This window comes from Caulobacter sp. NIBR2454 (assembly GCF_027474405.1).
In the GTDB taxonomy this organism is placed as follows: domain Bacteria; phylum Pseudomonadota; class Alphaproteobacteria; order Caulobacterales; family Caulobacteraceae; genus Caulobacter.
The window spans coordinates 2,323,735-2,347,357 of the sequence record NZ_CP114871.1; the positions used below are offsets into that span (position 1 = coordinate 2,323,735).

The 23,623-nt window shown below is 65.4% G+C and carries 18 protein-coding genes and 1 tRNA gene; 11 read left to right on the forward strand and 8 right to left on the reverse strand.

Features of this window, described 5'->3' with window-relative positions:
- Window positions 1–12 precede the first annotated feature (12 nt).
- A tRNA-Thr gene (locus O5K31_RS11480) sits at window positions 13–87 on the forward strand.
- Between the two features lie 6 nt (window positions 88–93).
- On the opposite strand, the gene O5K31_RS11485 is transcribed toward O5K31_RS11480, so the two are convergent.
- On the reverse strand, window positions 94–2,595 hold the full coding sequence (locus O5K31_RS11485) for a TonB-dependent receptor plug domain-containing protein (RefSeq protein ID WP_269713732.1): 2,502 nt from the start codon (window positions 2,593–2,595) through the stop codon (window positions 94–96).
- Window positions 2,596–2,781: 186 nt separating this feature from the next.
- Between O5K31_RS11485 and O5K31_RS11490 the strand changes: the two genes are divergently transcribed.
- From O5K31_RS11490 to O5K31_RS11505, 4 genes are all read left to right on the forward strand, one after another.
- A complete protein-coding gene (locus O5K31_RS11490) occupies window positions 2,782–3,348 on the forward strand; it encodes an RNA polymerase sigma factor (RefSeq protein ID WP_269713733.1) in 567 nt (188 codons plus the stop codon).
- Window positions 3,311–4,318 carry a FecR family protein gene (locus O5K31_RS11495; protein WP_269713734.1) on the forward strand — a complete coding sequence of 336 codons (1,008 nt, stop codon included), beginning with the start codon at window positions 3,311–3,313 and terminating at the stop codon, window positions 4,316–4,318. Before O5K31_RS11490 ends, O5K31_RS11495 begins: the two co-directional genes overlap by 38 nt.
- 73 nt (window positions 4,319–4,391) lie before the next feature.
- Window positions 4,392–5,876 (forward strand): amidohydrolase, encoded by a 1,485-nt coding sequence (locus O5K31_RS11500; protein ID WP_269713735.1) that lies wholly within the window; start codon window positions 4,392–4,394, stop codon window positions 5,874–5,876.
- 132 nt (window positions 5,877–6,008) lie between these two features.
- A complete protein-coding gene (locus tag O5K31_RS11505) occupies window positions 6,009–8,774 on the forward strand; it encodes a M14 family metallopeptidase (RefSeq protein ID WP_269713736.1) in 2,766 nt (921 codons plus the stop codon).
- A 148-nt stretch (window positions 8,775–8,922) separates the two neighbouring features.
- Here O5K31_RS11505 and O5K31_RS11510 read toward each other — a convergent pair whose 3' ends face one another.
- Complete coding sequence (locus tag O5K31_RS11510; protein WP_269713737.1) at window positions 8,923–11,919, reverse strand: TonB-dependent receptor domain-containing protein; 2,997 nt, start codon at window positions 11,917–11,919, stop codon at window positions 8,923–8,925.
- Between the two features lie 104 nt (window positions 11,920–12,023).
- Window positions 12,024–12,533 carry a transglutaminase-like cysteine peptidase gene (locus O5K31_RS11515; protein ID WP_269713738.1) on the reverse strand — a complete coding sequence of 170 codons (510 nt, stop codon included), beginning with the start codon at window positions 12,531–12,533 and terminating at the stop codon, window positions 12,024–12,026.
- A 351-nt stretch (window positions 12,534–12,884) separates the two neighbouring features.
- On the opposite strand from O5K31_RS11515, the gene O5K31_RS11520 reads away from it, so the two are divergent.
- Window positions 12,885–13,496: a response regulator transcription factor gene (locus O5K31_RS11520; RefSeq protein ID WP_269713739.1), complete on the forward strand. Its 612-nt coding sequence runs from the start codon at window positions 12,885–12,887 to the stop codon at window positions 13,494–13,496.
- Here O5K31_RS11520 and O5K31_RS11525 read toward each other — a convergent pair.
- The gene (locus O5K31_RS11525) at window positions 13,493–15,919 is read right to left on the reverse strand and encodes a PAS domain S-box protein (protein WP_269713740.1); all 2,427 of its coding nucleotides are present in this window, start codon (window positions 15,917–15,919) and stop codon (window positions 13,493–13,495) included. The two genes, O5K31_RS11520 and O5K31_RS11525, sit on opposite strands and share 4 nt — an antisense overlap.
- Window positions 15,916–16,287, reverse strand: a complete 372-nt coding sequence (locus O5K31_RS11530) for a response regulator (protein WP_269713741.1) — start codon at window positions 16,285–16,287, stop codon at window positions 15,916–15,918. The genes O5K31_RS11525 and O5K31_RS11530 overlap by 4 nt, the downstream gene beginning before the upstream one ends.
- A 153-nt stretch (window positions 16,288–16,440) precedes the next feature.
- Here O5K31_RS11530 and O5K31_RS11535 point away from each other — a divergent pair, with 153 nt between their 5' ends.
- From O5K31_RS11535 to arfB, 4 genes are read left to right on the forward strand one after another with little or no spacing between them, the layout of a single operon-like run.
- Window positions 16,441–16,890: a response regulator gene (locus O5K31_RS11535; RefSeq protein WP_269713742.1), complete on the forward strand. Its 450-nt coding sequence runs from the start codon at window positions 16,441–16,443 to the stop codon at window positions 16,888–16,890.
- 5 nt (window positions 16,891–16,895) lie between these two features.
- Window positions 16,896–17,216: an Hpt domain-containing protein gene (locus tag O5K31_RS11540; protein ID WP_269713743.1), complete on the forward strand. Its 321-nt coding sequence runs from the start codon at window positions 16,896–16,898 to the stop codon at window positions 17,214–17,216.
- A 9-nt stretch (window positions 17,217–17,225) separates the two neighbouring features.
- Complete coding sequence (locus tag O5K31_RS11545; protein WP_269713744.1) at window positions 17,226–17,690, forward strand: YaiI/YqxD family protein; 465 nt, start codon at window positions 17,226–17,228, stop codon at window positions 17,688–17,690.
- Window positions 17,687–18,109, forward strand: a complete 423-nt coding sequence (gene arfB / locus O5K31_RS11550) for an alternative ribosome rescue aminoacyl-tRNA hydrolase ArfB (protein ID WP_269713745.1) — start codon at window positions 17,687–17,689, stop codon at window positions 18,107–18,109. Before O5K31_RS11545 ends, arfB begins: the two co-directional genes overlap by 4 nt.
- Before the next feature lie 7 nt (window positions 18,110–18,116).
- Here the strand turns inward: arfB and O5K31_RS11555 are convergent, their stop codons facing one another.
- Window positions 18,117–18,431 (reverse strand): hypothetical protein, encoded by a 315-nt coding sequence (locus O5K31_RS11555; protein ID WP_269713746.1) that lies wholly within the window; start codon window positions 18,429–18,431, stop codon window positions 18,117–18,119.
- Between the two features lie 100 nt (window positions 18,432–18,531).
- Here O5K31_RS11555 and O5K31_RS11560 point away from each other — a divergent pair, with 100 nt between their 5' ends.
- Entirely contained in the window at window positions 18,532–19,053 is a 522-nt protein-coding gene (locus tag O5K31_RS11560; RefSeq protein ID WP_269713747.1) for a c-type cytochrome, read from the forward strand.
- A gap of 13 nt (window positions 19,054–19,066) precedes the next feature.
- Here the strand turns inward: O5K31_RS11560 and O5K31_RS11565 are convergent, their stop codons facing one another.
- Complete coding sequence (locus O5K31_RS11565; protein ID WP_269713748.1) at window positions 19,067–22,237, reverse strand: efflux RND transporter permease subunit; 3,171 nt, start codon at window positions 22,235–22,237, stop codon at window positions 19,067–19,069.
- Window positions 22,237–23,361 (reverse strand): efflux RND transporter periplasmic adaptor subunit, encoded by a 1,125-nt coding sequence (locus tag O5K31_RS11570; protein WP_269713749.1) that lies wholly within the window; start codon window positions 23,359–23,361, stop codon window positions 22,237–22,239. Before O5K31_RS11570 ends, O5K31_RS11565 begins: the two co-directional genes overlap by 1 nt.
- Window positions 23,362–23,623 lie beyond the last annotated feature (262 nt).

Below are 23,623 nucleotides of genomic sequence, written 5' to 3' on the forward strand. Positions count from 1 at the left end.
GCCGTTCCCTTGGCCGGCGTAGCACAGCGGTAGTGCAGCGGTTTTGTAAACCGAAGGTCGGGAGTTCGATCCTCTCCGCCGGCACCATTTCTCCTAGAAACTGTACCCAGCAACCACCCCCAGCCGCCTTGGGCGGGGCCCGAAGATCTGCGGCTGGCGTCCCGTGGTGGCGAAGGACGCGGCGTCGTCGTCCAACAGGTTCTCGGCATAGGCGCCAAGGCTCCAGGCTTGGCTCTTCACGGTCATGCGCAGGTTGACCAGCAGCATGTCGCCCAGGCGCGTGTCGTCGGCGGGGGCTGACGCAAAGGCGCTGTGCGAGGAGCCGGTATAGGTCGCGTCCGCCCGCACCGACAGATCGAGGGTCGAGGTCAGGGGCCGCTCATATTCGGCCCACCCGCCGGCCGAAATACGGGGCACCACCGGCAGGCGATCCCCTGCCGAGCCGAGGCCGATGGCCACAGCCGTGGCCTGGTCCTTGGTCAGCATGGCGTCGGCATAGGCGAGGTTCAGGCCCGTGCGCCAACGACCGGGCGGGTCGAACACCACATCGGCTTCGGCGCCTTCGATCCGCGCCTGTCCCAGGTTGGTCAGGAAGTTGAAGGCGCCGTTGGCTGTGCCCGCCGTGTACTGCATGTCCCGCCAGTCGATGCGGTACAGCGCGGTGTTTACGGTCAGTCGCCCGTTCAGCCAGGCCCCTTTCAGCCCCAGCTCATAGTTCCACAGACTGTCGGCGCGATAGGCCGCAAGCTCCTCGGGCAAGCCCGGCACGGTATTGACGCCGCCGGGTCGAAAGCCTTGCGACGCCTGGGCGTAGGTCATGACGCGATCGCTGAGCCTGTGACTGCCCACCACCTTCAGGCTCCAGCCCTTCTCACCGGTAGACTTGTCGAAATTGCCTTCCGCCGTGTTGGAGATGACATTGACGATCAAAGTCCGCCCGATGGTCTGGCGCTTGTAGTCAAAGCGCCGGGCGCCCAGAACCAGACTGGTGTCGCGCCCCTCGCCCAGGGTGATCTCGCCATAGGCCGCGCGCTGACTGAAACGGCTGTCTACCAATCGGCGGCCTGTATAGCCGAGGGCCGGCTGGGGCAGGCCGGTGGTCGGATCAACGACCAGGACCTGGCTGTCGATGCTGTCGTCCCGGCGCTCACCAAAAAGGCCGAAAGTCCAGCCGATGAAGCCGTCATTGTCTGACGCGGCGCGGATTTCCGCCACGCGCGACTGTAGTTCCACCGGCTGGTGGAGGAGGCCGGGCGTGCGGCTGTCTACATAGCTGGTCCAGGCGGACAGCTGGCTATCGGTGCATGAGGCGGACGTCAGGGAAAAGTACCGCCGACACCCTGCCGGGCTGGTCCGCTCTGACAGAAGAACGCCGGTGTACTCACCCCGTCGGGTGCTGTTCCATCGATAGGTCGCCGCCATCGCCGAAAGACGCGCGCCAAGCGTCCGCCATTCGGCCGAGCCGCTATAAAAGGTGAAACGGCTCTCGAACGGTAGGCGGGCGTAGTTGGTCGAGACATACGAACCGCCCGAAGTCGTCCAGGCGCTGGTGTCGTCGATCTCATCCTCCTGACGCGCGAACAGAAAATTCACGGTCAAGGTCTCGGTTGGCTTGGCCCCGACGCCCAGGCGCACGCCGGTGGTCGTCGTCGCATTGACGCCAAACCTTCCCAGGCGGCTGTTGTCGGTGAAGGCCGGCTCAGCGCGGCGATAGGCCGTCATTCGCATGCCAAGCACGTCATCGACCAACGGCTGGTTGAGCACGAGTGTCCCGGCGTGACCCGAGTGACCGGCGTTGGCGGAGACTTCCCCCTCCACCCTCCCGGAGAAAGCTCCAAGGTCCGGGCGATTGAACATCACCTTCAGCGCGCCGCCCATGGCGCTCGCGCCATGCAACGTCCCCTGTGGGCCGCGCAGCAGTTCCAGCCGATCGACATCCACCAGCAGCAGCTCCGGGAAAGAGCTCCCAGGGTCCGACGTGGTGCCGCTGGCGCCCGTGACCGGCACGTCGTCGTAATAGAGCGCGGTCGTCGACTCTCCCGAGCCGTAGACGCCGCGGAGGGTCAGGCGATTGCGCCCGACGCCCGTCGGGGTGGATACGACGCCGGGGGTCAGCGCCGTCGCCCGCTCGAATGTCAGGATGCCGGCGCGGGCCAGTTCCGCCCCGGGCATGGCGCGAACCGACATGGGGGTCAGTTGATCCATGGTCGGCCGCCGCAAAGCCGTGATGATCACCCCGTCGATATCCGCCGTTTGCTCAGGCGCGATGACCGGCTGAGGCAGACGCGTCACGGCGGGCTGGCGCTCGATGAGGATACGGCCCTGAAAGGTTCGCCAGGTCAGGCCAGAGCCGCGCAGCAAGAGGTCTAGGACCGCATCGGAATCACGCCGCCCGCTGATCCCTCGGGACTTCAGCCCCGCCACCAGCGAGGGCGAGAACAATATCTCCCGATCGCTTTGAGCGGAGTATTCGGTCAGGGCGTGCTCGAGCGGCCCGGCGGGAATGTCGAATCGCGAAGGAGCCGCCGCGTGGGCCGGCGCGGTCAGGACGGCGCAAAGCCCGCCCATGACCAGGCTGGCGCGGCCGATCCTCATCGGATTCCAAGCCCCCTTCGCACGCACTCTACTCCCCCATCGCCTTGGAACACTGACCTGTCGCTGCCCGAAAATCCAGCAGCGGCGACGCCGTCGCCACGTCGCATCCAAAGCTGGTTGACCGTGGGGGCGCAAACCCTGACCATGTCGTTAATACGACACGATAGCGTTCCAGGGGGCACGCGAATGGCGTTGGCCAAACTGGCCTTTCAAGATGGCGTTGAGCAGCCTGGCCTAGCCCAGGCGTCGTTGAACTATCAGCATGCCTTGCGCGCTTTTTTCCGGCGTCGTGTCGCGCCGCATGACGTCGACGACCTGGTGCAGGAAGTCCTGCTGCGGCTGCACAGCCGCCGAGGCGGCGAGATAGTCTCCAACCTCAACAGCTTCATCTTCCAGACGGCCACCAACGTCCTGCATGATCGTCGTCGCCGGGACACGGTGCGCCACCGCAAGGCGCACTGCGAGCTGGAGCCAATTCACCACCCGGTGGATGATCTGTCGCCTGATCGCGTCCTACAGGCTAAGGAGCAGGCGTCCGTCGCTTTGGCCGCCCTCGCCAGCATGCCGTCCAGGACACGGGCCGCTTTCATGCTCGTACGTTTCGAAAGCTTGAGTTACAAAGCCACCGCTGCTCAACTTGGGATATCCGTGAGCGCGGTAGAAAAACACGTCACCAAGGCTCTGCGGATCGTCACGAGCCGCCTGCAGGAATCCGATGAACGACAACCGACCCAATCCTGGAACGCCCGGTGAACCGGACGCCGCGGGTTGGTTCGTTCTGTTGCAACGTGATCCCCGGGACGACGCCCTGCGCCGCAGTTTCGAGAACTGGCTGAACGCCAGCCCCGCCCATCAGGCCGACTGGGCTCGGGTAAGCCGCTCCTGGGATACCTTCGGCCTGCTGCGCGACGAACCGGAAGTGCTGCGTGCGCGTCGCGCCCTGCGCTCGGATCTTCGGCGCAGTTCCGCTCCGGTCCGTTGGGCCGCGGCCGTCGCGGCCATCGTCATGGCGGGCGGCGTGGCCCTGTTCGCCGGCCTGACCGCCACCGGACCGACGCCCACGGTGGTCGCGGTACGCGATGTGGCTGTCTACAGCACCGGGGTGGGTGAGCGTCAGATCGTCACTCTGGCCGACGGCTCTCGCGCCACTCTGAGCACCGACACTCAGCTACGCGTGACCGACTGGGGCGAGCGCCGGGCCCTGACCCTGGTCAAAGGCGAGGCCTTCTTCGAGGTGGCCAAGGACCCCGCCCATCCGTTCGTGGTGACCGCTGGCGGCCGGACCGTCACCGCCCTGGGCACCGCCTTCAACGTCCGCCTGGATCCGGACCGCTGGTCGGTGGCCCTGCTGGAGGGCAAGGTGCGGGTCGCGTCGCTGACCTCCCCCGACACCATCGACATGCTGCCCGGGGCCCAGCTTGTGCAGCAAGGCTCCAGGGAATGGGCCGTAACTCGCGCCGATGTTGAGCGCGTCAGCGCATGGCGCAGTGGCGACGTGATCTTCGACGATCAGCCGCTCAACACCATCGTCGCGGAGATGAACCGTTATTCCACGCGCAAGATTCGGATCGCCGATCAGAATCTGGCGGCCACGCCGCTCAGCGGACGTTTCAAGACGGGCGACACCGCCGGCTTTGTCGCCACGCTGGAAGCATATGGCGTCGCTCAGGTGCGGCACACCAGTCCCTCTCAAATTGACCTGGTTTCTCCTTCCCGACGCTGAGGCTTTCGGTCTTCGATGCGTCTAGCTTTGACGTAGGCCAGGTTGTACGCCGGCCATCGGGAGGGATTTCATTATGACCAATTTCAAAGCGCTTGCGATCGGCGCGCTTACGACTGTCGCCCTGTTTTCGACGTCCGCCCTCGCCGCGCCCATCACCGCCGCCGACCGGAGCCAGCTTACCGCCGCAGTCGACGCCTACACGCCCAAGATGAATGACACGGCCCTGAAGATCTGGGGCTACGCCGAACTCGGCTACCAGGAGGTCAAGAGCACCGCCCTGCTGCAGAGCGAGCTGAAGGCCGCCGGCTTCACCATCAAGGCCGGCGTGGCGGGCGAGCCCACCGGCTTCATCGCAAGCTTCAAGAACGGCTCAGGCCCGGTGATCGCCATACTGGCCGAGTTCGACGCCCTGCCCGGCTTGTCCCAAGCGGCCGTCCCGACCAAACAGCCTCAACCCGGCCAGGACAATGGCCACGGCTGCGGCCACAACCTGTTCGGCGCCGCTTCGGTGGCCGGCGCCGTCGCCCTCAAGCAGTGGATGATCGCCAACAAGGTGCAAGGCGAAATCCGCCTCTACGGCACCCCTGCGGAAGAAGGCGGGTCAGGCAAGGTCTACATGGTCCGCGACGGTCTGTTCGACGATGTCGATGTGACTCTGCATTGGCACCCCGGCAACGCCAACTCCGCCCAGCAGGGCAGCTCGCTGGCCAACATCAGCGGCAAGTTCCGCTTCCGCGGCCAGTCTTCGCACGCCGCCGGCGCGCCCTGGGCCGGCCGCTCGGCGCTCGATGGCGTCGAGATCATGAACGTCGCCACCAACTATCTGCGCGAACACATCCCCGATCGTACGCGGATCCACTATGTGGTGACCAATGGCGGCAAGGCCCCGAACGTCGTGCCCGATTTCGCGGAGGTCTATTATTATGTCCGCAATGTCGATCCGAAGGTCGTAGTCGATGTCTGGGGCAAGGTGACCAAAGCGGCCGAAGGCGCGGCCATCGCCACCAACACCACCTTCGAGGTCGAGCAGACCGGCGGCGTCTACAACCTGTTGCCCAACGACGTGCTGGGCCGCGTGATGAACGACAGCCTGGTCAGCGTCGGCGGGATCACCTGGACGCCGGAAGAAACCAAATTCGCCCAGACCCTGGCCAAGACCCTTCCGGGCGGCGGCGGCGACCTGTCGTCGGTGGCCAAGATTCAGCCATACGCCTCCGTGGCTGACGGCGACGCCCTGGCCGGCGGCTCCACCGATGTGGCGGACATCAGCTGGGTGACCCCCACGGTTGGCCTGTCCACCGCCACCTTTGTTCCCGGTTCGGCCGGCCATTCCTGGCAGAACGTGGCCGCCGGCGGAATGAGCATCGGCCTGAAGGGCGCGGCGCTTGCCGCCAAGACCCTGTCGATCACCGGCGCCCAGCTGTTCAGCAACCCCGAACTGATCACCCAGGCCAAGGCCGAACTGAAGCAACGCCAAGGCGAGGGCTTCACCTACAAGGCCATGGTGGGCGATCGCAAACCGCCCCTCGACTACCGCAAGGCTGGCGGCGGCGAATAGCTTACCCGGGGGCGTCGTTCTGGACAGGACGACGCCCGCTTTCCCCGTGTGGATTCCCTGTCAGAGTGCGTCTAACTCCTAGGGTGGCAAGCCGTTGTGGCGCCGCCGTTCGCAGGGGATGGGGAACACTTTATGACGCGACAACGAGCGATGACCGGTGCGGCCTTGGCCCTGGTCATGATCATGGGCGGCGCCGCCCATGCGGCCGAGATCACCCCGCCCGCCAAGGCGTTCGCCCAGGAGCCCGGCAGCGACTACTTCCTCGCCGACTACACCGCATACGAGGCTTATCTAAAGACGCTGGCGGGGCAGTCGGACCGCATGAAGCTGATCGACATCGGCAAGACCGAGGAAGGCCGCACCATGTGGACGGCCGTCGTGTCGTCTCCCGCCAACCTCGCCAAGCTCGATCACTATCGCAATATCGCCAAACGCCTGGCCAAGGCCGAGGGCGTCAACGCCGATGAGGCCAAGAAGCTGTCCGCCGAGGGCAAGGCGGTGGTCTGGATCGACGCTGGCCTGCACGCCACCGAGACCGTCACCTCTCAAGGTCAGATCCAGGTCCTCTACCGGATGCTCACCCAGAACGACCCCGAGACCCTGCGTCTGCTGGACGACGTGATCATCCTTTTCGCGCACGACAATCCGGACGGCATGGAGCTGGTCTCGGACTGGTATATGCGCAACGCCGACGAGAAGAAGCGCGAGTTCAACTCCATCCCGCGCCTGTACCAGAAGTACGTCGGCCACGATAACAATCGCGACAGCTACATGTCGGCCATGGCCGAGACGACCAACATCAATCGCGTGCTGTTCCGCGAATGGTACCCGCAGATCGTCTACAACCAGCACCAGACCGCGCCGAACGGAATGGTGGTGTTCGTCCCGCCGTTCCGCGACCCGTTCAACTTCAACTACGACCCGCTGGTCATGACCACCCTGCAGGAGTTGGGCATGGCCATGCACAGCCGCCTGGTGGTCGAGGACAAGCCGGGCTCGGGCGCCCGCTCGGCGGCCCCCTATTCGACCTGGCACAACGGCATGGTCCGGTCGGTGTCCTACTTCCACAACACCATCGGCCTGCTGACCGAGATCAAGGGCGGACCGACGCCTGAACCCCTTCGCCTGGTCCCCGAGGTGCAGTTGCCCAGCAACGACCGTCCCATGCCGGCCCCGCCGGAGATGTGGCATCTCAAGCAGACCGTCGAATACCAGTACAGCCTGAACCGCGCCGTTCTCGACTACGCCTCACGCAACCGCGAGCGCCTGCTGTTCAACATCTGGAAGATGGGCGCCAACTCCATCGCCAAGGGCTCGCAGGACAGCTGGACGATCACCCCGACCAAGGTCGAGGAACTGGCCGAGGCCGGCAAGAAATCCGAGAACAAGACGAACGACCCCTGGGCCCGCGGCGCTATTGACCCGGACCTCTACAAGACGGTGATCCAGACGCCGGAAAGCCGCGACCCGCGCGGCTACATCATTCCCGCCGACCAGGCCGACCTGCCCACCGCGATCGCTTTCCTCAACGCCCTGATCAAGACCGGCGTGGATGTGGAAAAGGCGACCAAGGCCTTCACCGTGGCGGGCAAGACCTATCCGGCCGGCTCCTATGTGGTGAAGACCGCCCAGGCCTATCGCCCGCACGTGCTCGACATGTTCGAGCCGCAGGACCACCCGCACGACACCGAGTATCCGGGCGGCCCGCCCAAGGCGCCCTATGACGTCACCGGCTATACCCTCGCCTACCAGATGGGCGTGAAATTCGACCGCGTGCTCGACGGCTTCGACGGACCGTTCGAGCGCGTCCCCGACGTGATCACGGTCGCGCCGGGTTCGATCAAGGGGTCGGGCAAGGCCGGCTGGCTGGTCAGCCACCAGTCCAACAACAGCTTCATCCTGACTAACCGCCTGCTCAAAGCGGGGGTGCCGGTATCCTGGGTGAAGGAAGAGTCCAAGGCCGGCGGCAAGTCGCTCGGGACCGGCGCGGTGTGGATCCCCGCCTCGCCCCAGGCTCAGGCTATCGTCTCCGCCGGCGTCAAGGATCTGGGCATCGATGCCTACGCCGTCGGCGCCGCGCCCAAGGGAAGCGCCGTGGCCCTGAAGCCGATCCGCGTCGGCCTGGTCGATCGCTACGGCGGTCTGATGCCCTCGGGCTGGACCCGTTGGCTGTTCGAGCAGTTCGAAGCGCCGTTCGAGGTGGTCTATCCGCAGCGTCTCGACGCTGGCGACATCGCCAAGGACTTCGATGTCCTAGTGTTCACCGACGGCTCGGTCCCGACGCCGCAAGGCGGCCCCTACCGCGCCGCTCGCACCGGGCCGCAGCCCAAGCCCGAGGATATTCCGGCCGAGTATCATGCGTGGCTCGGTACGGTCAGCGAAGGCAAGACCGTACCCCAGGTGGCGGAATTCGTTCGCGGCGGCGGTACGGTCATCACGGTCGGCAGCGCCGGCTATCTGGCCGAAGCGCTCGGCGCGCCCGTTGAGCCGGCCTTGGCCAAGAAGGAAGGCGACGCGTTCAAGGCCCTCACGAACAAGGAGCTGTACATCCCAGGCTCGGTGCTCCGCGCCAAGGTCGATAACACCCAGCCCCTCGCCTACGGCGCGCCGTCGGAAGTGGACGTGTTCTTCGACCGCAGCCCCACGTTCAATCTCAAGGCCTCGGCCACGGGCGTGGCCAAGGTCTCGTGGTTCGACACTCCCAAGCCGCTTCGCAGCGGCTGGGCTGTCGGCCAGGAGAAGCTGCAGGGCACGAGCGCCATCCTCGACATCGACATGGGCAAGGGGAAGGTGTTCGTCATGGGCCCTGAAGTGACCCAGCGGGCGCAGTCTGCGGGGACCTTCAAGTTCCTGTTCAACGGCATGCTCTACGGGCCGGCGGCCGCCGCCAGCCGCTGATAGGGCGATCACGCAACGACAAAAGGGCGTCGGAGCGAAAGCTCCGGCGCCCTTTCTATTTGAGGTTCAGGCTCCTTGAACTTCGGGCATAGAAAAAGGCGCCGGCCTCGCGAACCGGCGCCTTTACGCTGCGGGGTGGCGCAGCGTCCTAGAAGCGCTTGCGCACCCCCAGATAGTAGGAACGACCCATCACGTCGTAGTTCTGGGGATCGTAGTTGCCTTCGGTGTCGCCCACCTGGGGCGGCGCCTTGTCGAACAGGTTGTTCACGCCAAAGCGCAGATCGACTTCATAGGGCAGCTTGACCCGACCGTTCAGGTCGAAGGCGTCATAGGCCTTAACCCCGCGCGAGGTGCTGGCGGGCGTGACGATCTTGGCGGAGTTGATCATCTCGTCGATGTGCCTCCAGCGCAGACCCAGACTGGCCGGGCCCCAGCTGTAATTGACGCTGGTGACGGACTTCCACTCGGGGTGAGCAAGGCCAGCGCTGGTTTCCACGGCCTGGCCGTGGCTGCCGGCATAGTCGTAGGTCGGCGCGCCCGGCAGCTGTTGGATCTTGAAGCTGTCGAGGTAGCCCAGCGCCACGTTCACCGAAATCGTACCGATCTCGCCCAGGCCCATGTCGACCAGGTCCGCGGTCCAGTCGACCTGCAGGTCGACGCCCGTGGTCTGGAACTGACCCAGGTTCAGCAGGGGTTGCACCGGGTTCAGCGGCACGCCGCTGGCCGGGTTCCGGGTGATCAGCGAGCAGTAGTAGTTGCTCGGATCGAAGCTCGGATTGTTGCCGCCCGAGTTAAAGCAGTACTGGAAGGCGTTGGCGATCGACAGGCTGCCCACCGCGTCCTTGACCTTGATGTCGTACCAGTCGATCGACGCGGTCAGGCGGCTCAGCAGCGGCGTGTCCCAAGGCGAACGGAGCACGGCGCCGAACGAATAGGTGTCGGCCGTCTCCTCCTCCAGGTTCGGGTTGCCGCCCGTAAGGGCGAACACCTGGGCGGTGCCGAGTTGGTAGCTGCTCATGATCGAAGTCGGAACGCCCTGCGCCTGGCAGAGAGCGATCACCCGCGCCGCGTCCGGGCCGTTGCGATAGGAGGAACGCACGTCGCAAGGATCGCCGTTGACCGTCGTGGCCGACGCCGTACCGATGCCGACGCTGCCGGTCGAGACGGGGGCGTACAGTTCGCCGACGCTGGGCGCGCGGATGGCGCGGTTGTAGCCACCGCGCAGACGCACCGCGTCAAACACCTTCCAGTCAAAGTCGGCCTTGTAGGTGTGAACCGACCCGACCGAGCTGTAGTCCGAAAAGCGGTAGCCCAGATCCAGGTTGAACTCCTCGATAAACGGCAGGTCCTTCAGGATCGGGACCAGCAGTTCGCCGTAGGCTTCATAGGTGTCCACCGACCCGCCAGCGTCGCGCAGAACGCTGTAGCCGAGCACGTCGCTCGTCCCGCCCGGCATGTTCAACTGGCTGTCGGGGGTGAAGGTGTACTCGTTGGAACGGTAATCCGCGCCGATGGCGAAGCGGATCTCGCCGGCCGGCAGGGCGAAAGCCGCGCCCTGCAGGTTCATTTCCACCATCCTCTGTTCGAGGCTGTTCTGGTTGAGGGTCCGGCGCGAGATGTAGTTGATGCACTCCGCTGACGGCGTGAGGTTGCCGAACGGGTTGAACCCGCCCGCGCAAAGCTCTGTCCCACCCGTGGGGCTATACAGCAGGCGGGCGACCGCACTGGCGCTGGCGCCGCCTCGCTGTTCATTGTCGAACTTGGCCTTGCTGTAGGAAGCGTAGGCGTTCCAGGTCCAATCCTTGAATCCGACGTCGCCATCGATGCCGTTGATCAGCTGGAAGACGTCATAGCTGTACTTCTGGATGCGCGGGCCCAGGATGCTGAAGGCCTTGTAGTAGGTGAAGTCGGCGCCCGGCGTCGGGCGCGACGCCAGGATCGAACGGAAGTCCGCCGGGATGTACGGATTGCTCACCGGTACCGTCAGGCCATAGACGTTGGACGCCAGGGTCGGGTTGGTGACGCCGACCGAGACGTAGTCGGTGAAGGTGAACTGCGAGAAGACCCGCAGGTTGTCGCTCAGGTCATAGTCGACCTTGCCGAACACCGAATAGCGGTCGAGATCCGACTGCAGCGAACCGCCGGCGTAGCCGAAGTTGATCTGCTGGCTGGTGCCCGCGGCGTTGGAGTTGACGATGTAGGCTTCGTCCGTCTGCGGGTCGCGGAAGTTCAGTACCGGAACGCCGGCGGTGGAAAAGATAGTCTGGTCGGTGTTGAAGCCGATCTGGCCCGTATAACGGCCCGCGGCGTTGCCCGTCAGGGCTTGGGTGCCGTAACGCCCCACGAAGACCGAGTTCACCGAGGCCAAGGTCGGCAGGTTGGCGCCGAACAGGACCGTCCCCTGAGGGATGGTTGAAAGGCCGGGCGCGGAGGTGCGGAAAATATAGTAGTCACGCGCGCTTTGCAGGGCGCGGTCGCGGTTGGTGTAGTCAAAGGACAGCACCGCCCGTCCCTTGTCATCGGCGAATGTCGAGCCGCCGGTGATCGAGATCTTGAATTGCTCGCCGTCGCCCTTTTCCGAAATGCCGTACTGGCTATCGACCATCAGGCCGTCGAAGTTGCGGCGCAGGCGGAAGTTGACCACGCCCGCGGTGGCGTCGGAACCATAGGCGGTCGACGCGCCGCCAGTGATCACCTCGACGTTTTCGATCAGCGCTTCGGGGATGATGTTCAGGTCCACCGAACCGTCGGGGTTGGACGGTTGCAGGCGGCGGCCATCCAGTAGGATCAGGGTGCGCTTAGCGCCCAGACCGCGAAGGCTGGCGTAGGATTGACCGCCATTGAGGCCGGTGCTGGTGCTGCCGGTATTGCCCTGGCCGAAGGAGCCGCTGAACTGCGGCATTTGGGACAGAGCCTTCTCCACCGTCACTTGGCCGGTGGCTTCGATAGCCTGCTGGCCGACCGAAACGATTGGGCTGTTGGCCACATAGTCCTGCCGCGCGATGCGCGAGCCAGTGACGATGACCTCTTCAACCGCGGCGGCTTCTCCCCCTGAAGAAGCATCTTGTGCCTGGGCGGCGCCCGCTAGCAGCGCGCCATAGGCGCTGGCGCCGAACATGACCCATTTGAACGCTTTAGATCGCATGTACCGCATCCCCTCATCAGGGCGCGCCCCTCGCACGCCCTGAATCCCAAGACGCAGGCATTCAAGCGATCCTCATACTCCCGTCATGCCGCCTTCATCATTCGCTAGCGCGTCGAGCCGGCGCCCGAAAAAAGGGCGTTCCAATCAACGGAAGCGACCTTTTGTTGAGCGGCCCAGCGATAGCCGAACCGCTCCATGGCGGCGCGAGGGGTCGGCCAGCCCATGCGATTGTCCAGAATTATCTCACCCTTGTTCGTCTTCACCGACAGGACGGCGTGATACTCGCCGGTCTCTGTGTAGACCAAGGCGATCGCCATCGCGTCGGCGGACACGCCGGCGGCGGCCAGGCGGGTCATCTTAGTCATGGCGTAATCGTCGCAATCGCCCCGGCCGCTGACCGGTTCAGAGACCCAGCGGTCACCGCCGTATTGGGCTTCGTCGCTCATCGGACGGATGTCGTGGTTGACCTGTGTGTTGACCCTGTTCAGCAGGCCCATGCTGACCGGCTCTGCGGCGATGGCCTGGGCGCCAAATCCCAGAATCGCCGTCCAGACGGCGGCGCAGAATAGGGCGGCGGCGATCCAGGTCAGGCGGCGGGCGGGGTCGACGGTCATCAAACATGTCCGGAAATCAGGCGCGAGTTCCCCCGTCCCGCCCAACAAGGGCGAGTGGCGGTAGGTCTGGCGGGGGTTATCGAGGGTTAGGCTGGCGGCCAGCCTGAGCGGCGGGGCCTGCGCTTAGAAGTGTGCGGGCATGGGGAAAACCGGGGTGCTTTGTTCCAAGTTTTCGACGAGCGGCGCATTCACCGTGTCGATGAAGGCGTTCTATGAAAATCGAATGCCGCTATCATCCCGGTAGAACTACAGGTCGTATTTGTACCGTAAGGTTCGCCCGCCTCTTGGCTGCACCACCGGCTTGTTCAATTATGGGTTGGCGCCGCAGCGCACTCAGTATGGGGATGTTTGATGGCCGCCAGCGCGACCATTCATGTCGTCGATGACGACGAGATCACGCGTGAGACGCTTTCGGTCTTGCTTCAGGCCAAGGGCTACGACGTCGCACTGTATGAGTCAGGGCGCGCTTTCATGGACGCCCGGCCCACCGCCACCCCGGCGTGCGTCGTCCTCGACATGCATATGCCCCAGCTCAGCGGCCTCGATGTTCTGCGCCAGCTGAAGTCGTCGGATTTCACCCTGCCCATCATCATGCTGACGGGCAGAGGTCATATCGATCTGGCGGTTCAGGCCATGAAGCTGGGCGCAGCCGACTTCGTCTCCAAACCCTACAAGCCCGAGACCCTGCTGGCCTCCGTCGCCGAGAGCCTGGCCGCCCTGCCTGCCGACGGCGGCGGGGCCGCCGCCGCGCAGGAAAAGGTCGGTCGGCTGTCCAAGCGCGAATATGAGGTTGTCCAGGGCATGATCGCCGGCCTGCCCAACAAGCTGATCGCCCATCGTCTGGATCTCAGCCCTCGGACGGTAGAGGCCTATCGCGCGACGCTCATGGAGAAGCTTGAGGTTCGCGGATTATCCAGCGTGGTCCAGCTGGCGCTCGCCGCGGGGGTGCAGCCGCTGGCCTAGAAGTCGCCGTGCGGCACGACCGCCAGCACATCCGCCAGGGCGCCGAGCGTGATCGGCTTGGGGATCAACCCCATCATGCCTGCCGCCGCGTACTCGGCCCGATCCTCCGCGCCGACGCACGAACTCATGGGCACGATCGGCGCCCCGCTGGATGCCCCTGGCGTATGCAGGATTTCCCGCGTCGCCGTCAGGCCATCCACATCCGGCATCGCAACGTCCATCAATATGACGTCGTAGCGCTCGCTTCTGGCGGCCTCGATCGCCGAGGCGCCGTCCGCGACCATGTCGAAGTCGTGGCCCATGGCCTCCAGCAGTCGCGCTATCACCGCCCGGTTCGCCGCGCCATCTTCGGCCACCAGGATCTTCAGGCGATGCGCCGTCGGCACGGCCTCACCCGCCTCCACATGGATCGGCAGGCGGACATTGATCATGAAGCGCGACCCCCGCCCCGGCTCGCTGTCCACCTCGATGCTGCCGCCCATCAGGTCGATGAGCTGCCGGCTGATCGCCAGACCCAATCCCGTCCCGCCAAACCGGCGCGTGACCGAGGCGTCGGCCTGCACGAAGCGGTCGAACAGCCGCGCCAGCTCCTCTGGACGGATGCCGATGCCGGTATCCTCCACCTCCAGTTCCCAGCAGGCGAACGGACCATTCAGCGGCTTGACCCGCGAGCGGACGACGACGCCGCCCGTCTCCGTGAACTTGACCGCATTGGACAGCATGTTCAGCAACACCTGCCGCAGTCGGCTGGTGTCGCCATACAGCACGCCGATCTTTGACGGCTCGATCTCCAGCCGCAGCTCCAGCCCCTTGGCGGAGATTTGGGGACGAAGCAGCTCGACCGTCTCGGTCAGGAACGGATCGACCTCGAACTGCTGGGGGTCCAGCTCGACCTTGCCGCCCTCCAGCTTGGCCAGGTCCAGCACGTCGTTGACCAGGGTGTTCAAGGCCCGGCTGGCGGCGGCGATGCGATCCACCGCGCTCTTGCTGCTTGAGCTGAGCTCCGGCGCGAATTCCAGCAGGCGCGAAAAGCCGATGATGCTGGTTAGCGGCGTACGTAACTCATGGCTCATATTCGCCAGGAAGTCGGACTTTACGCCGGCCGCATATTCGGCCTGGGCGCGCGCCTCCTGCAGTTCGGCTTCGTAGCGTTTTCGCACCGTCACATCGCGGGCGGAGTCGTGGAAACGCAGCACCCGTCCGTTCTCGTCACGGACGACATAGGGCGCCGCTTCCAACCAGATTTCCCGGCCGTCCTTGCGCCGCGCCCGCATGGTGACACGGGGTCGCAGCTCTTCACCCCCCGGCTTGAGAAGGCTCTGATAGTGCAACAGGGTCGGCGCCACATCGTCCGGATGCAGGAAGGATTGCGTGGTCCGCCCGACCATCTCCTCGGGCTCGTAGCCAAGGATCTGGGCGCTGGACGGCGCGGCGAACGTGATCGTTCCATGGACGTCATAGACCAGGATCAGGTCGTTGGCGTTCTCGGCCACCAGACGATAACGGGCTTCGCTGGCCCTCAGCGCCTCGGTCATGGCGCGACTTTCGGTGACATCCTGAATCACGCCGATCAGGGCGACAATCTCGCCGTTCTCGTCGAACTCCGGCGCGCCTCGGGTGATGACACGGCGACGGACTCCATCCGGCCGGACCACTTCACCCTCGAACTCGAAGGGCTCCTTCGTCACTAGGCCGCGCGTGAACGCCGCCGCCAGGCGCGGTTGATCCTCGGGCGCGTACAGCACGCCGGGCATGGTGACATTGGGATCGTACTGCGACGGGTGAACGCCGTGGATGGAATAGGCCTCGGACGACCAGACCGACCGCTGGGTGGAGAAGTCGAACCGCCAGTGACCCAGCCGGGCCATCTTTTCGGCCAGCTCAAGCGTGTGCTCCTTGGTGGCCAGCTCCTGCGCGGCCCGTCGGCGCAGCATCAACTCCGCGCGCTGATCCAGGGCGTGGACGACCATCGTCGCCATCCGCTGCAACGCCTTGCGCGACTTGTCGTCGAAGGCCTGCCTCGGCTCGGTGTCGATGGCGCAAAGGGCGCCCAGGCGATAGCCCTCCTTGGTGATCAGCGGCGCGCCCGCATAGAAGCGGATGTGTGCATCGCCCACTACAAAGGGGTTGTCCCGAAATCGGGGGTCCTGGGTAGCGTCCAGGACGACCAGCACATCATCGCTGCGAATTGTGTGGTCGCAGAAGGCGACATCGCGCGCCGTCTCGCTGTCGTCCAGCCCGATGCACGACTTGAACCATTGACGCGTCTCGTCCAGCAACGTGACGACCGCGATGGGCACCTCGAAGAGTTGAGCCACCAGATCGGTGATATCGTCGAAAGCGGCCTCCGCTGGCGTGTCGAGCACGTCATAACGCAGGAGGGCCGCCAGACGGGCTTCCTCGATCTTGGCGGCCGCGTTCATGCCGGCGCCAGGGCGCGCACCTGATCGGCCAAAGCGATCGGATCGAACGGCTTCTGGATCAGCCCGGCGGCCCCCGTCGCCAGCAGCGCCTGCCGTTCCTCGTTCATGACGCGGGCGGTGAAGAAGGCGAAGGGGATGGCGGTATAGGCCGGCTTCTCGCGCAGCTTCCCGATCAGGGTCGGACCGTCCATGACCGGCATCATCACGTCCAGCAGGAAAAGATCCGGCGTCCAATCGCCCGGCTCCAGCAGCGCCAGAGCCGCCTGTCCGCTGTCGGCTATACGAACATCCAGTCCCGGATCACGCGCCAGCGAGATGGCCACCAACTCCCGCAGATCGGGATCGTCATCGACGTAAAGCACTCGCATTCCGGCTCCAACCAAGAGTCGTCACTCACGTTCCGCAGAGGCGCCAAAGTGCGTGCAAACGCCGTAGCTGCAATTTCCACTAGAAGGCGGTAGGCTGCAAATGGTTCGCCATGTATTCGTAAACACCACACGTTCGCAGAGCCCCGCCCCCTCATGTACATGCATCCGCAAGATGGAGACAACGCCCCCAGACGCGTTCGCGCGCGTCAGGTGGACGGCGCCTCGCATCTGCGCGCACGCACGCAACGCGTGTTGATCATCGAGGATGACGACATCGCCGCCGACCTGCTGGAGGTCTATGTGGCCGACCTTGGCTACAAGCACGTCAAGCGCGCCAGCAACGAGGCCGACGCTATCGCCGCCACGCAGGAGTTCGCACCGGACCTGATCCTGGCCGATGTGCGGCTCGGCGAAGACGGCGACGGGATCAAGGCGGTCCGCCTAGCCAACAAGAAGAACGGAACGGCCTTGGTCTATGTCACTTCGCATCCGCAGCTGACGCGGGGCGAGGAGCGCGCTGTAACCCTGCCCAAGGGCGATCTGACCGGCGATCGCCTAGCCCAGGCGATCGAGGCGGCCCTGCTCATCCGCTTCGTCCAGTAGCCGCCTTGACCTCCGACGCCCTGGAAGACCGCATCCGCCAGATCCGGCTTCGGCTCCAGGGGCGGTTGGGTGATCTGGTCGCCGACTTGGGGACCGCCTTCGACGCCACGCCGGACGGCGGCGTCCCTGAAGGCGCTTTCGAGCTCTACACTCGTCTTCACAATGTCAGCGGTTCGGCTGGCCCGGTCGGACTTCCCGACATCGGCGACGCCGCCCGCCGGCTTGAGGAGCACCTGACCCCCTGGCTGAAGAACGGCCCCGCTCATGATGGCTGGCGCGAGGCCTTTGACGGACTTCGGGCTGCGGTGGACGCCGGATCGCGCTAAAGGCGGGTCATGACCTCGCCGATCACCCTGTATATCGACGCCGACGCCTGCCCGGTGAAGGACGAAGCCTACAAGGTCGCCGCCCGCTATGGCCTGAAGACCTTCGTGGTCTCCAACAGCTATGTCCGCATTCCCGTCTCCGCCCGGATCGAGAGCGTGGTCGTCGACGCCGGTCCTGACGTGGCGGACGACTGGATCGCTGAGCGGGTTCAGCCGGGCGACGTCGTGGTCACCAACGACATTCCCCTGGCCGACCGCACCCTGAAAGCCGGTGGCGCGGCGGTCGCGCCCAACGGCCGGATCTTCACCGCCGATTCCATCGGCTCGGCCCTGGCCGGCCGCGCGATCGGCGAGCACCTGCGCTCCATGGGCGAGATCACCGGCGGCCCCAGGGCCTTCGACGCCAAGGCGCGCTCGGCCTTCCTCCAGGCCCTGGACCAGCTGATCGTAAAGGCCATGCGAGGCCGGCGATGATCGAGATCACGTCATGGCTCAGCATCGACGAGGACGAGCTGATTGAAAAAGCCGCCCGCGCCAGCGGCCCCGGCGGCCAGCACGTCAACAAGACCAGCACCGCCATTGAGCTGCGCTTCGACGTCCGTAACAGCCCTTCATTGCCTGAGGATGTGAAGGTGCGCCTGGAGCGACTGGCCGGCAGCCGCTTGACCCAGGACGGCGTGCTCGTGCTGTTTAGCCAGGGCAGCCGCTCCCAGGAAATGAACCGTCAGGAAGCGCGCGAGCGCCTGGTCGAACTGATCCTGCGCGCCACCGAGAAGCCCAAGCCCCGCAAGGCCACCAAGCCCACCTACTCCTCCAAGCTCAAGCGGCTGGAGGGCAAGACCAAGCGGGCCGGGGTGAAGTCCATGCGCGGCAAACCCCGCCACGACGACTGATCGGCCTCTATCGCCCGGCTTTGGCCTGCTTGATGCGCTGGACCAGATGGGCGGCGGTCGTGGTCGCGAAGACCAGCATCAGCTGCAGGGGCGTGACGCCAAACACCAGCACCATCAGGTCCTTCGGCGCCGCGGCCCGCTGGGCGAGGGTCCCGAACGCGTTGACATACAGCTGATAGCCCGCCGCGAAGACGAACGTGGACAGCGCGATCACCCCCGTGGCGATGACCAGGCGGAACCACAGCTTCCGGCCACGCCAGAAAGCCACCAGCACCGCCACGATCACGGGGGGCAGAAGCAGAAGCAGCCACCAGCTAGCCATGGCGGCGATCTTTCGTCCGATTCAGATGCATGGATGGCAGAATGCACGGGTTGCATCCGCAACGCCATGGACTAGCTTCCGCTGAAATCTCGGAGGGGCCATGCGTCAGTTTTCCATTCTTGCGGTGATCGCCGCCGCGACCGTCAGCGCCTGCGGGCCGAACGAGGCGGCCAAGGACGCCGCGCCGGCTCCTCCCCCGCCGACCGACGCCGAGAAGGCCGCGATCCTGGCGACCCTGCCCGCGCCCTACAACACGGGCGACCTGATCAACGGCCAGCGCAAGTTCGCCCTCTGCCGCTCTTGCCACACCATCACGCCGAACGGTCCGAACCTCACCGGTCCCAACCTCTACGGCGTCTTTGGCCGCAAGGCCGGCGGGCTGGAGGGCTATACCTATTCCGAGGCCCTGAAGAAGGCGGGCTTTGTGTGGGAAGGCTCGCACCTCGACGCCTGGCTGGCCGATCCGCGCGGCTACATGCCCGGCACCAAGATGACCTTCCTGGGCATCAAGGACGCCAAGGATCGCCAGGACCTGATCGCATATCTGAAGGTGGAGACCGGCTTCAAGCCAGCCACCCAGCCAGCCGCCGCGGCCGCGCCGGCCCCGGCTCCCGCTCAATAGGCGATGGCGCCGGCTATTCGGCCGGCGCCGCCTTGCCCGCTTCCTCGGCCTCATAGGCCTCGATCATCCGGGCGGTATGCTCGGGCGACTTCGTGTAGCGGGCCAGCAGGTTGTAGAACACGGGCACCACGAACACCGTCAGCAGGGTCGAGAAGATCGCCCCGGCGAAGATGACCACGCCGATCGTCTGGCGGCTGGCCGCGCCCGCCCCCTGCCAAACCATCAGCGGCACGGCGCCGGCGGCGGCCGAGATCGAGGTCATGATGATCGGGCGAAGGCGAAGCGTCGCCGCCTCGATCACCGCCTCGCGAACCTTTAGCCCCTCGTCTCGAAGCTGGTTGGCGAACTCCACGATCAGGATGCCGTTCTTGGCCGCCACCCCGATCAGGATGACGAGGCCGATCTGGCTGTATGTGTTGATTGACGATCCTGCGAACAGCAGGCCGAACAATCCGCCAAGCGCCGCCAGCGGCACCGTCAGCATGATGACGGCCGGGTGGATCCAGCTTTCGAACTGCGCGGCCAGCACCAGGAACACCAGCAACAGGGCCATGCCGAAGGCCAGGCCCACGGCGCCCGACGCCTCCAGATAGTCCCGCGCCTGACCGCCCCAGGCGATGCTGACGGCGGCGTTCTGGTTCTTGCTCGCCTCGGCCTGGAGGAAGGTCACGGCGTCGGCGACGGTGTAGCCAGGGTTCAGCTGCGCGGTGAGGGTGATGGCGCGCAGACGGTCGACGCGGGAGCGGTCCGGCGTATCGCCGCGCACCTTGGTCGTGACGACCGATTCCAGAGGCACCAAGGTCCCGGAGGCGCTGCGGACATAGAGCACCCGCAGGTCGTCCTGGGTCCGGCGCTTGTCCAGCTCCGTCTGCAGGATGACGTCGTATTCCTGGCCGTTCTTGATGTAGGTGGTCACTTGGCGCGAACCGAACATGGTCTCAAGCGCACGGCCCACGGCTTGGGCGGAGACGCCCAGCGCGGCCGCGCGGTCACGATCGATGTCCACCGAAAGGCGCGGCGCGGTCGGCTCATAATCGAGACGCGGACGCGCGAGACCTGGGTTTTGCTGCGCAGCCTCAAAGATCGGCTCCAGCCATTGCGCGATCTGGGCGTAGTCGTTGCCCTTGGCGATCAGATCGACACTGGTGCCGCCACCACCGCCGCCGCCTCGCTGGAACGGACCGCGCACGCTGGCGACCGCGCGCACGGCGGTCACGCTGCTCAGGGTGCGGTTCATCTCGGCGGCGATCTCGTCGGCGGTCTGTTTGCGGTCGCCCCAGCCTTTCAGGATCACGGCCCCGCTGGCGCTGTTGTATTGGCTCTGACCGAAACGTGGCACGCTCATGAAGTAGCGTTCGGCGGGCAGGTCCTCGTTATCGCCGTCCTTGTCGTAGTAGCGCGCCATCTGCGCCTCGACCTGTTGGGCGGTCTTCAGGGTGGCGTCAAAGCCCTGGCCTTCAGGCCCAGTCATGCTGATATCGACACGACCGCGGTCTTCCGGCGGCACCAGCTCCTTGGGCAGCGTGATGAAGAGCACCGCGGCGACGCCAACCAAAACAACCATCAGGGCCCCGGCCGCGATGATGGGTTTGCGGCCGCCGCCCAGCAAACCTTCCAGCGAGTTGCGATAGGAGGCGCCCAGCTTGGTCATGCCGACGTCCACCCTGCGGGCCAGCCAGCCCGAGTTGTGGGCGGGGCGCAGCAGCTTGGACGCCAGCATCGGCGACAGGGTGAAAGCCAGCAGACAGGAGAAGGCGACGGCCGCAGCGATGGCCACGGCCAACTCCACGAATAGGCGGCCGATATAGCCGGGCAGGAACATCAGCGGCGCGAAAACCGAGATCAACACGACGGTCGTGGCGACGACGGCGAAGAACACCTGCCGCGTGCCGCGCATGGCCGCCACGGGCGCGGGCTCGCCTTCGTCGACGCGGCGCTGGATGTTCTCGACCACGACGATGGCGTCATCCACCACGAGGCCCACGGCCAGCACCAAGGCCAGCAGGGTCAGCAGATTCAGCGAGAAACCGAGCGGCGCCAGAACAATGAAGGTCGCCAGAATACAGATCGGGGCGACGATCGAGGGAATAAGCGCCGAACGCCAGCTGCCCAGAAAGATGAAATTCACAAGGGCGACCAGGAATATGGAGATGCCCATGGTGATCCACACCTCGTGGATCGCCTCCTCGGTAAAGACCGAGTTGTCGACGCCCACCACGATCTTCGTGCCCGGCGGCAAGGTGCTGTTGATGTTCACCAACTCTTCGCGAACCGCCTTCGAGATCGCCAGGTCGTTGGCCTGGGACTGGCGGGTGACGGCCAGACCGATCTGGTTCACGCCATTGGCGCGGAAGTAGCGGCGGCGTTCGTCCGGGCCTTCCTCGACGCGGGCGATGTCGCCCAGACGGGTGATATAGGCCTGAGCGTCCTGCGCTCCCGCGTTGGCGCGCTTGACCGGCAGGCTGGCGAACTCCGCCGGCGTGCGGTAGCCGCGGTTCACGCGGATGGTGAAGTCCTTGTCCTGGCTTTCCAGCGCCCCGGCCGGAAGCTCCAGGTTCTGGCTGTTCAACGCCGTCTCGACGTCGTCGACGGTCAGGCCGCGCGCCGCCATGGCCTCGGCGTTCAGCCAGATACGCATGGAGTAGAGCTGGCTGCCGAACAGATTGACGGTCGCAACGCCCGGAATCGTCGACATCCGCTCGACCAGATAACGGTCGGCATAGTCGCTGAGCTGAAGACGATTCAGCGTCGTCGACGTCAGATTCATGATGATGATGGGCGCGCCGTCGGCGTTCGCCTTGGCGATCTGCGGCGGGTCGGCTTGGTCTGGCAGCTGATTGGCCACGCGGCTTACGGCGTCGCGCACGTCGTTTGCGGCTACGTCCAGATCACGGTCCAGCAGGAAGGTGATGTTGATCTGCGAGCGGCCGTCGCGGCTGGACGAGTTGACCCGGTCGATCCCCTGGATGCCAGAGACCTGACGCTCGATCACCTCGGTGATGCGCTCTTCGATGACCTCCGCCGAGGCGCCCCGATAGTTGGTCGAGATCGACACCACCGGCGGATCGACGTTCGGCAGTTCGCGGATCGGAAGGGCCGTAAAGGCCGCAATGCCGACAACGCACAGGATGATCGCGGCGACAGCCGCGAAGATTGGACGACGGACGGAGAGGTCGGAGATCATCAGCCGGCCTGACGGTTCGGACGGCCGCCTTGGCCGGGGCCCTGCGGACGGCCGCCGCCGACCTGAACGGCCTGGCCGTCCTGAACGCGGTTCAGGCCGTCGGCCACGATCTTCTCACCCGGCTGAAGACCGCCCGTGATCTCAACGAAACCATTCTGGTCGAGCCCAGTGGTCACTGGGCGCTTCTGAGCGACCGTGCGCTCACCCTGCTTCACGATCGCGAACACGAAGGCCTGGTCGCCTTCGAATTGAACAGCCGATTGCGGCGCGGCGACCACATTGCGCTGGCCCTGCTCGATGGCTACGCGGACCATCATGCCGGGCTTCAAACGCCCGTCGCCATTGGGGAATTCAGCGCGCGCGGTGATGGCGCGGGTGTTCTCGTCGATGCGGGTGTCCAGGCGCGCGATGCGGCCGCTGACCTTCACATCCGGATAGGCGTCGGGGCTGGCGACGATGCCGAGGCCCTCCCGCAGAATAGGCAGATAGCGATCCGGCACCGCGAAATCGACGCGCATGGTCGAGGTGTCGTCCAGGGTGACCACGGTCTGCCCAGGACTGATCAGTGTGCCGGCGGTGACGTCGGTCAGGCCCACCTGGCCAGCGAACGGCGCCCGGATCACCCGGTCGCCAAGACGTTGGCGGGCGGCTTCCAGACCGGCGCGCGCCGTATCGACCGCGAGGCGGTATTGTTCGGCTTGAACCCGCGGAGCGATGCCTTGGTCGGCCAGGGTCTTCCAGCGCTGGTAGTCGCGCTCGGCCTGGTTCAGCTGCGCCTGGGCCTGGGTGATGCCCGCGTCTTCTTCGCCCGCCTTCAGCTCCACCAGGATCTGCCCGGCGCGCACGCGCTGACCGTCGCTGAAGTGGACCTTGGTCACCAGTTCCGTGGTGTTGGACGTGATCGCCACCGACTGCTGCCCCTTGGCCAGGCCGAGGACTTCAATGCGGTCGGCGAAGGCGCGCGACGCGGCCTCGGTCTGCGAAACCGCGATGGCGCGACCGCCAGGTCCCCCGCCTATTTGCTTCTTGGCCCCGGAGTCCGCCAGAAGCTTGATCCCTCCGCCAACGATCATCACCGCCAAGACAACCAGGGCGGCGACCAGAAAGAAGTGTCTGCGGATCACGCGGGCAAGCTCCATTCGCCGACGCTCGTCGGCCGTCCAGAAATGTGGCGGACATATGTTACGGGCAATAAACCCAGTCCAGTGACCAAAGGATGTCACTGTATTTCAACTCAGTAATGCACAACGATTGCGCGGACTTGCGCCACATTCTCGCCGCATGGAAAAGCACGGCGCCCTTAAAAACTAGATAAAGAACAACGGTCTTCGCCGGAGGTTCAATTTGATTCGGCGGCCAGCCTTCAACACAGGCGCCGCCCAGCCC

Bases quoted from the DNA above. Each gene is read 5' to 3' on its own strand.
- O5K31_RS11500 (WP_269713735.1), top strand. From the start codon at position 4,392: ATGACCAATTTCAAAGCGCTTGCGATCGGCGCGCTTACGACTGTCGCC.
- O5K31_RS11530 (WP_269713741.1), bottom strand. From the start codon at position 16,287: ATGCGAGTGCTTTACGTCGATGACGATCCCGATCTGCGGGAGTTGGTG.
- O5K31_RS11505 (WP_269713736.1), top strand. From the start codon at position 6,009: ATGACGCGACAACGAGCGATGACCGGTGCGGCCTTGGCCCTGGTCATG.
- O5K31_RS11510 (WP_269713737.1), bottom strand. From the start codon at position 11,919: ATGCGATCTAAAGCGTTCAAATGGGTCATGTTCGGCGCCAGCGCCTAT.
- O5K31_RS11490 (WP_269713733.1), top strand. From the start codon at position 2,782: ATGGCGTTGGCCAAACTGGCCTTTCAAGATGGCGTTGAGCAGCCTGGC.
- O5K31_RS11535 (WP_269713742.1), top strand. From the start codon at position 16,441: ATGTACATGCATCCGCAAGATGGAGACAACGCCCCCAGACGCGTTCGC.
- O5K31_RS11515 (WP_269713738.1), bottom strand. From the start codon at position 12,533: ATGACCGTCGACCCCGCCCGCCGCCTGACCTGGATCGCCGCCGCCCTA.
- O5K31_RS11555 (WP_269713746.1), bottom strand. From the start codon at position 18,431: ATGGCTAGCTGGTGGCTGCTTCTGCTTCTGCCCCCCGTGATCGTGGCG.
- O5K31_RS11485 (WP_269713732.1), bottom strand. From the start codon at position 2,595: ATGAGGATCGGCCGCGCCAGCCTGGTCATGGGCGGGCTTTGCGCCGTC.
- O5K31_RS11545 (WP_269713744.1), top strand. From the start codon at position 17,226: ATGACCTCGCCGATCACCCTGTATATCGACGCCGACGCCTGCCCGGTG.
- arfB (WP_269713745.1), top strand. From the start codon at position 17,687: ATGATCGAGATCACGTCATGGCTCAGCATCGACGAGGACGAGCTGATT.
- O5K31_RS11495 (WP_269713734.1), top strand. From the start codon at position 3,311: ATGAACGACAACCGACCCAATCCTGGAACGCCCGGTGAACCGGACGCC.
- O5K31_RS11565 (WP_269713748.1), bottom strand. From the start codon at position 22,237: ATGATCTCCGACCTCTCCGTCCGTCGTCCAATCTTCGCGGCTGTCGCC.
- O5K31_RS11525 (WP_269713740.1), bottom strand. From the start codon at position 15,919: ATGAACGCGGCCGCCAAGATCGAGGAAGCCCGTCTGGCGGCCCTCCTG.
- O5K31_RS11560 (WP_269713747.1), top strand. From the start codon at position 18,532: ATGCGTCAGTTTTCCATTCTTGCGGTGATCGCCGCCGCGACCGTCAGC.
- O5K31_RS11520 (WP_269713739.1), top strand. From the start codon at position 12,885: ATGGCCGCCAGCGCGACCATTCATGTCGTCGATGACGACGAGATCACG.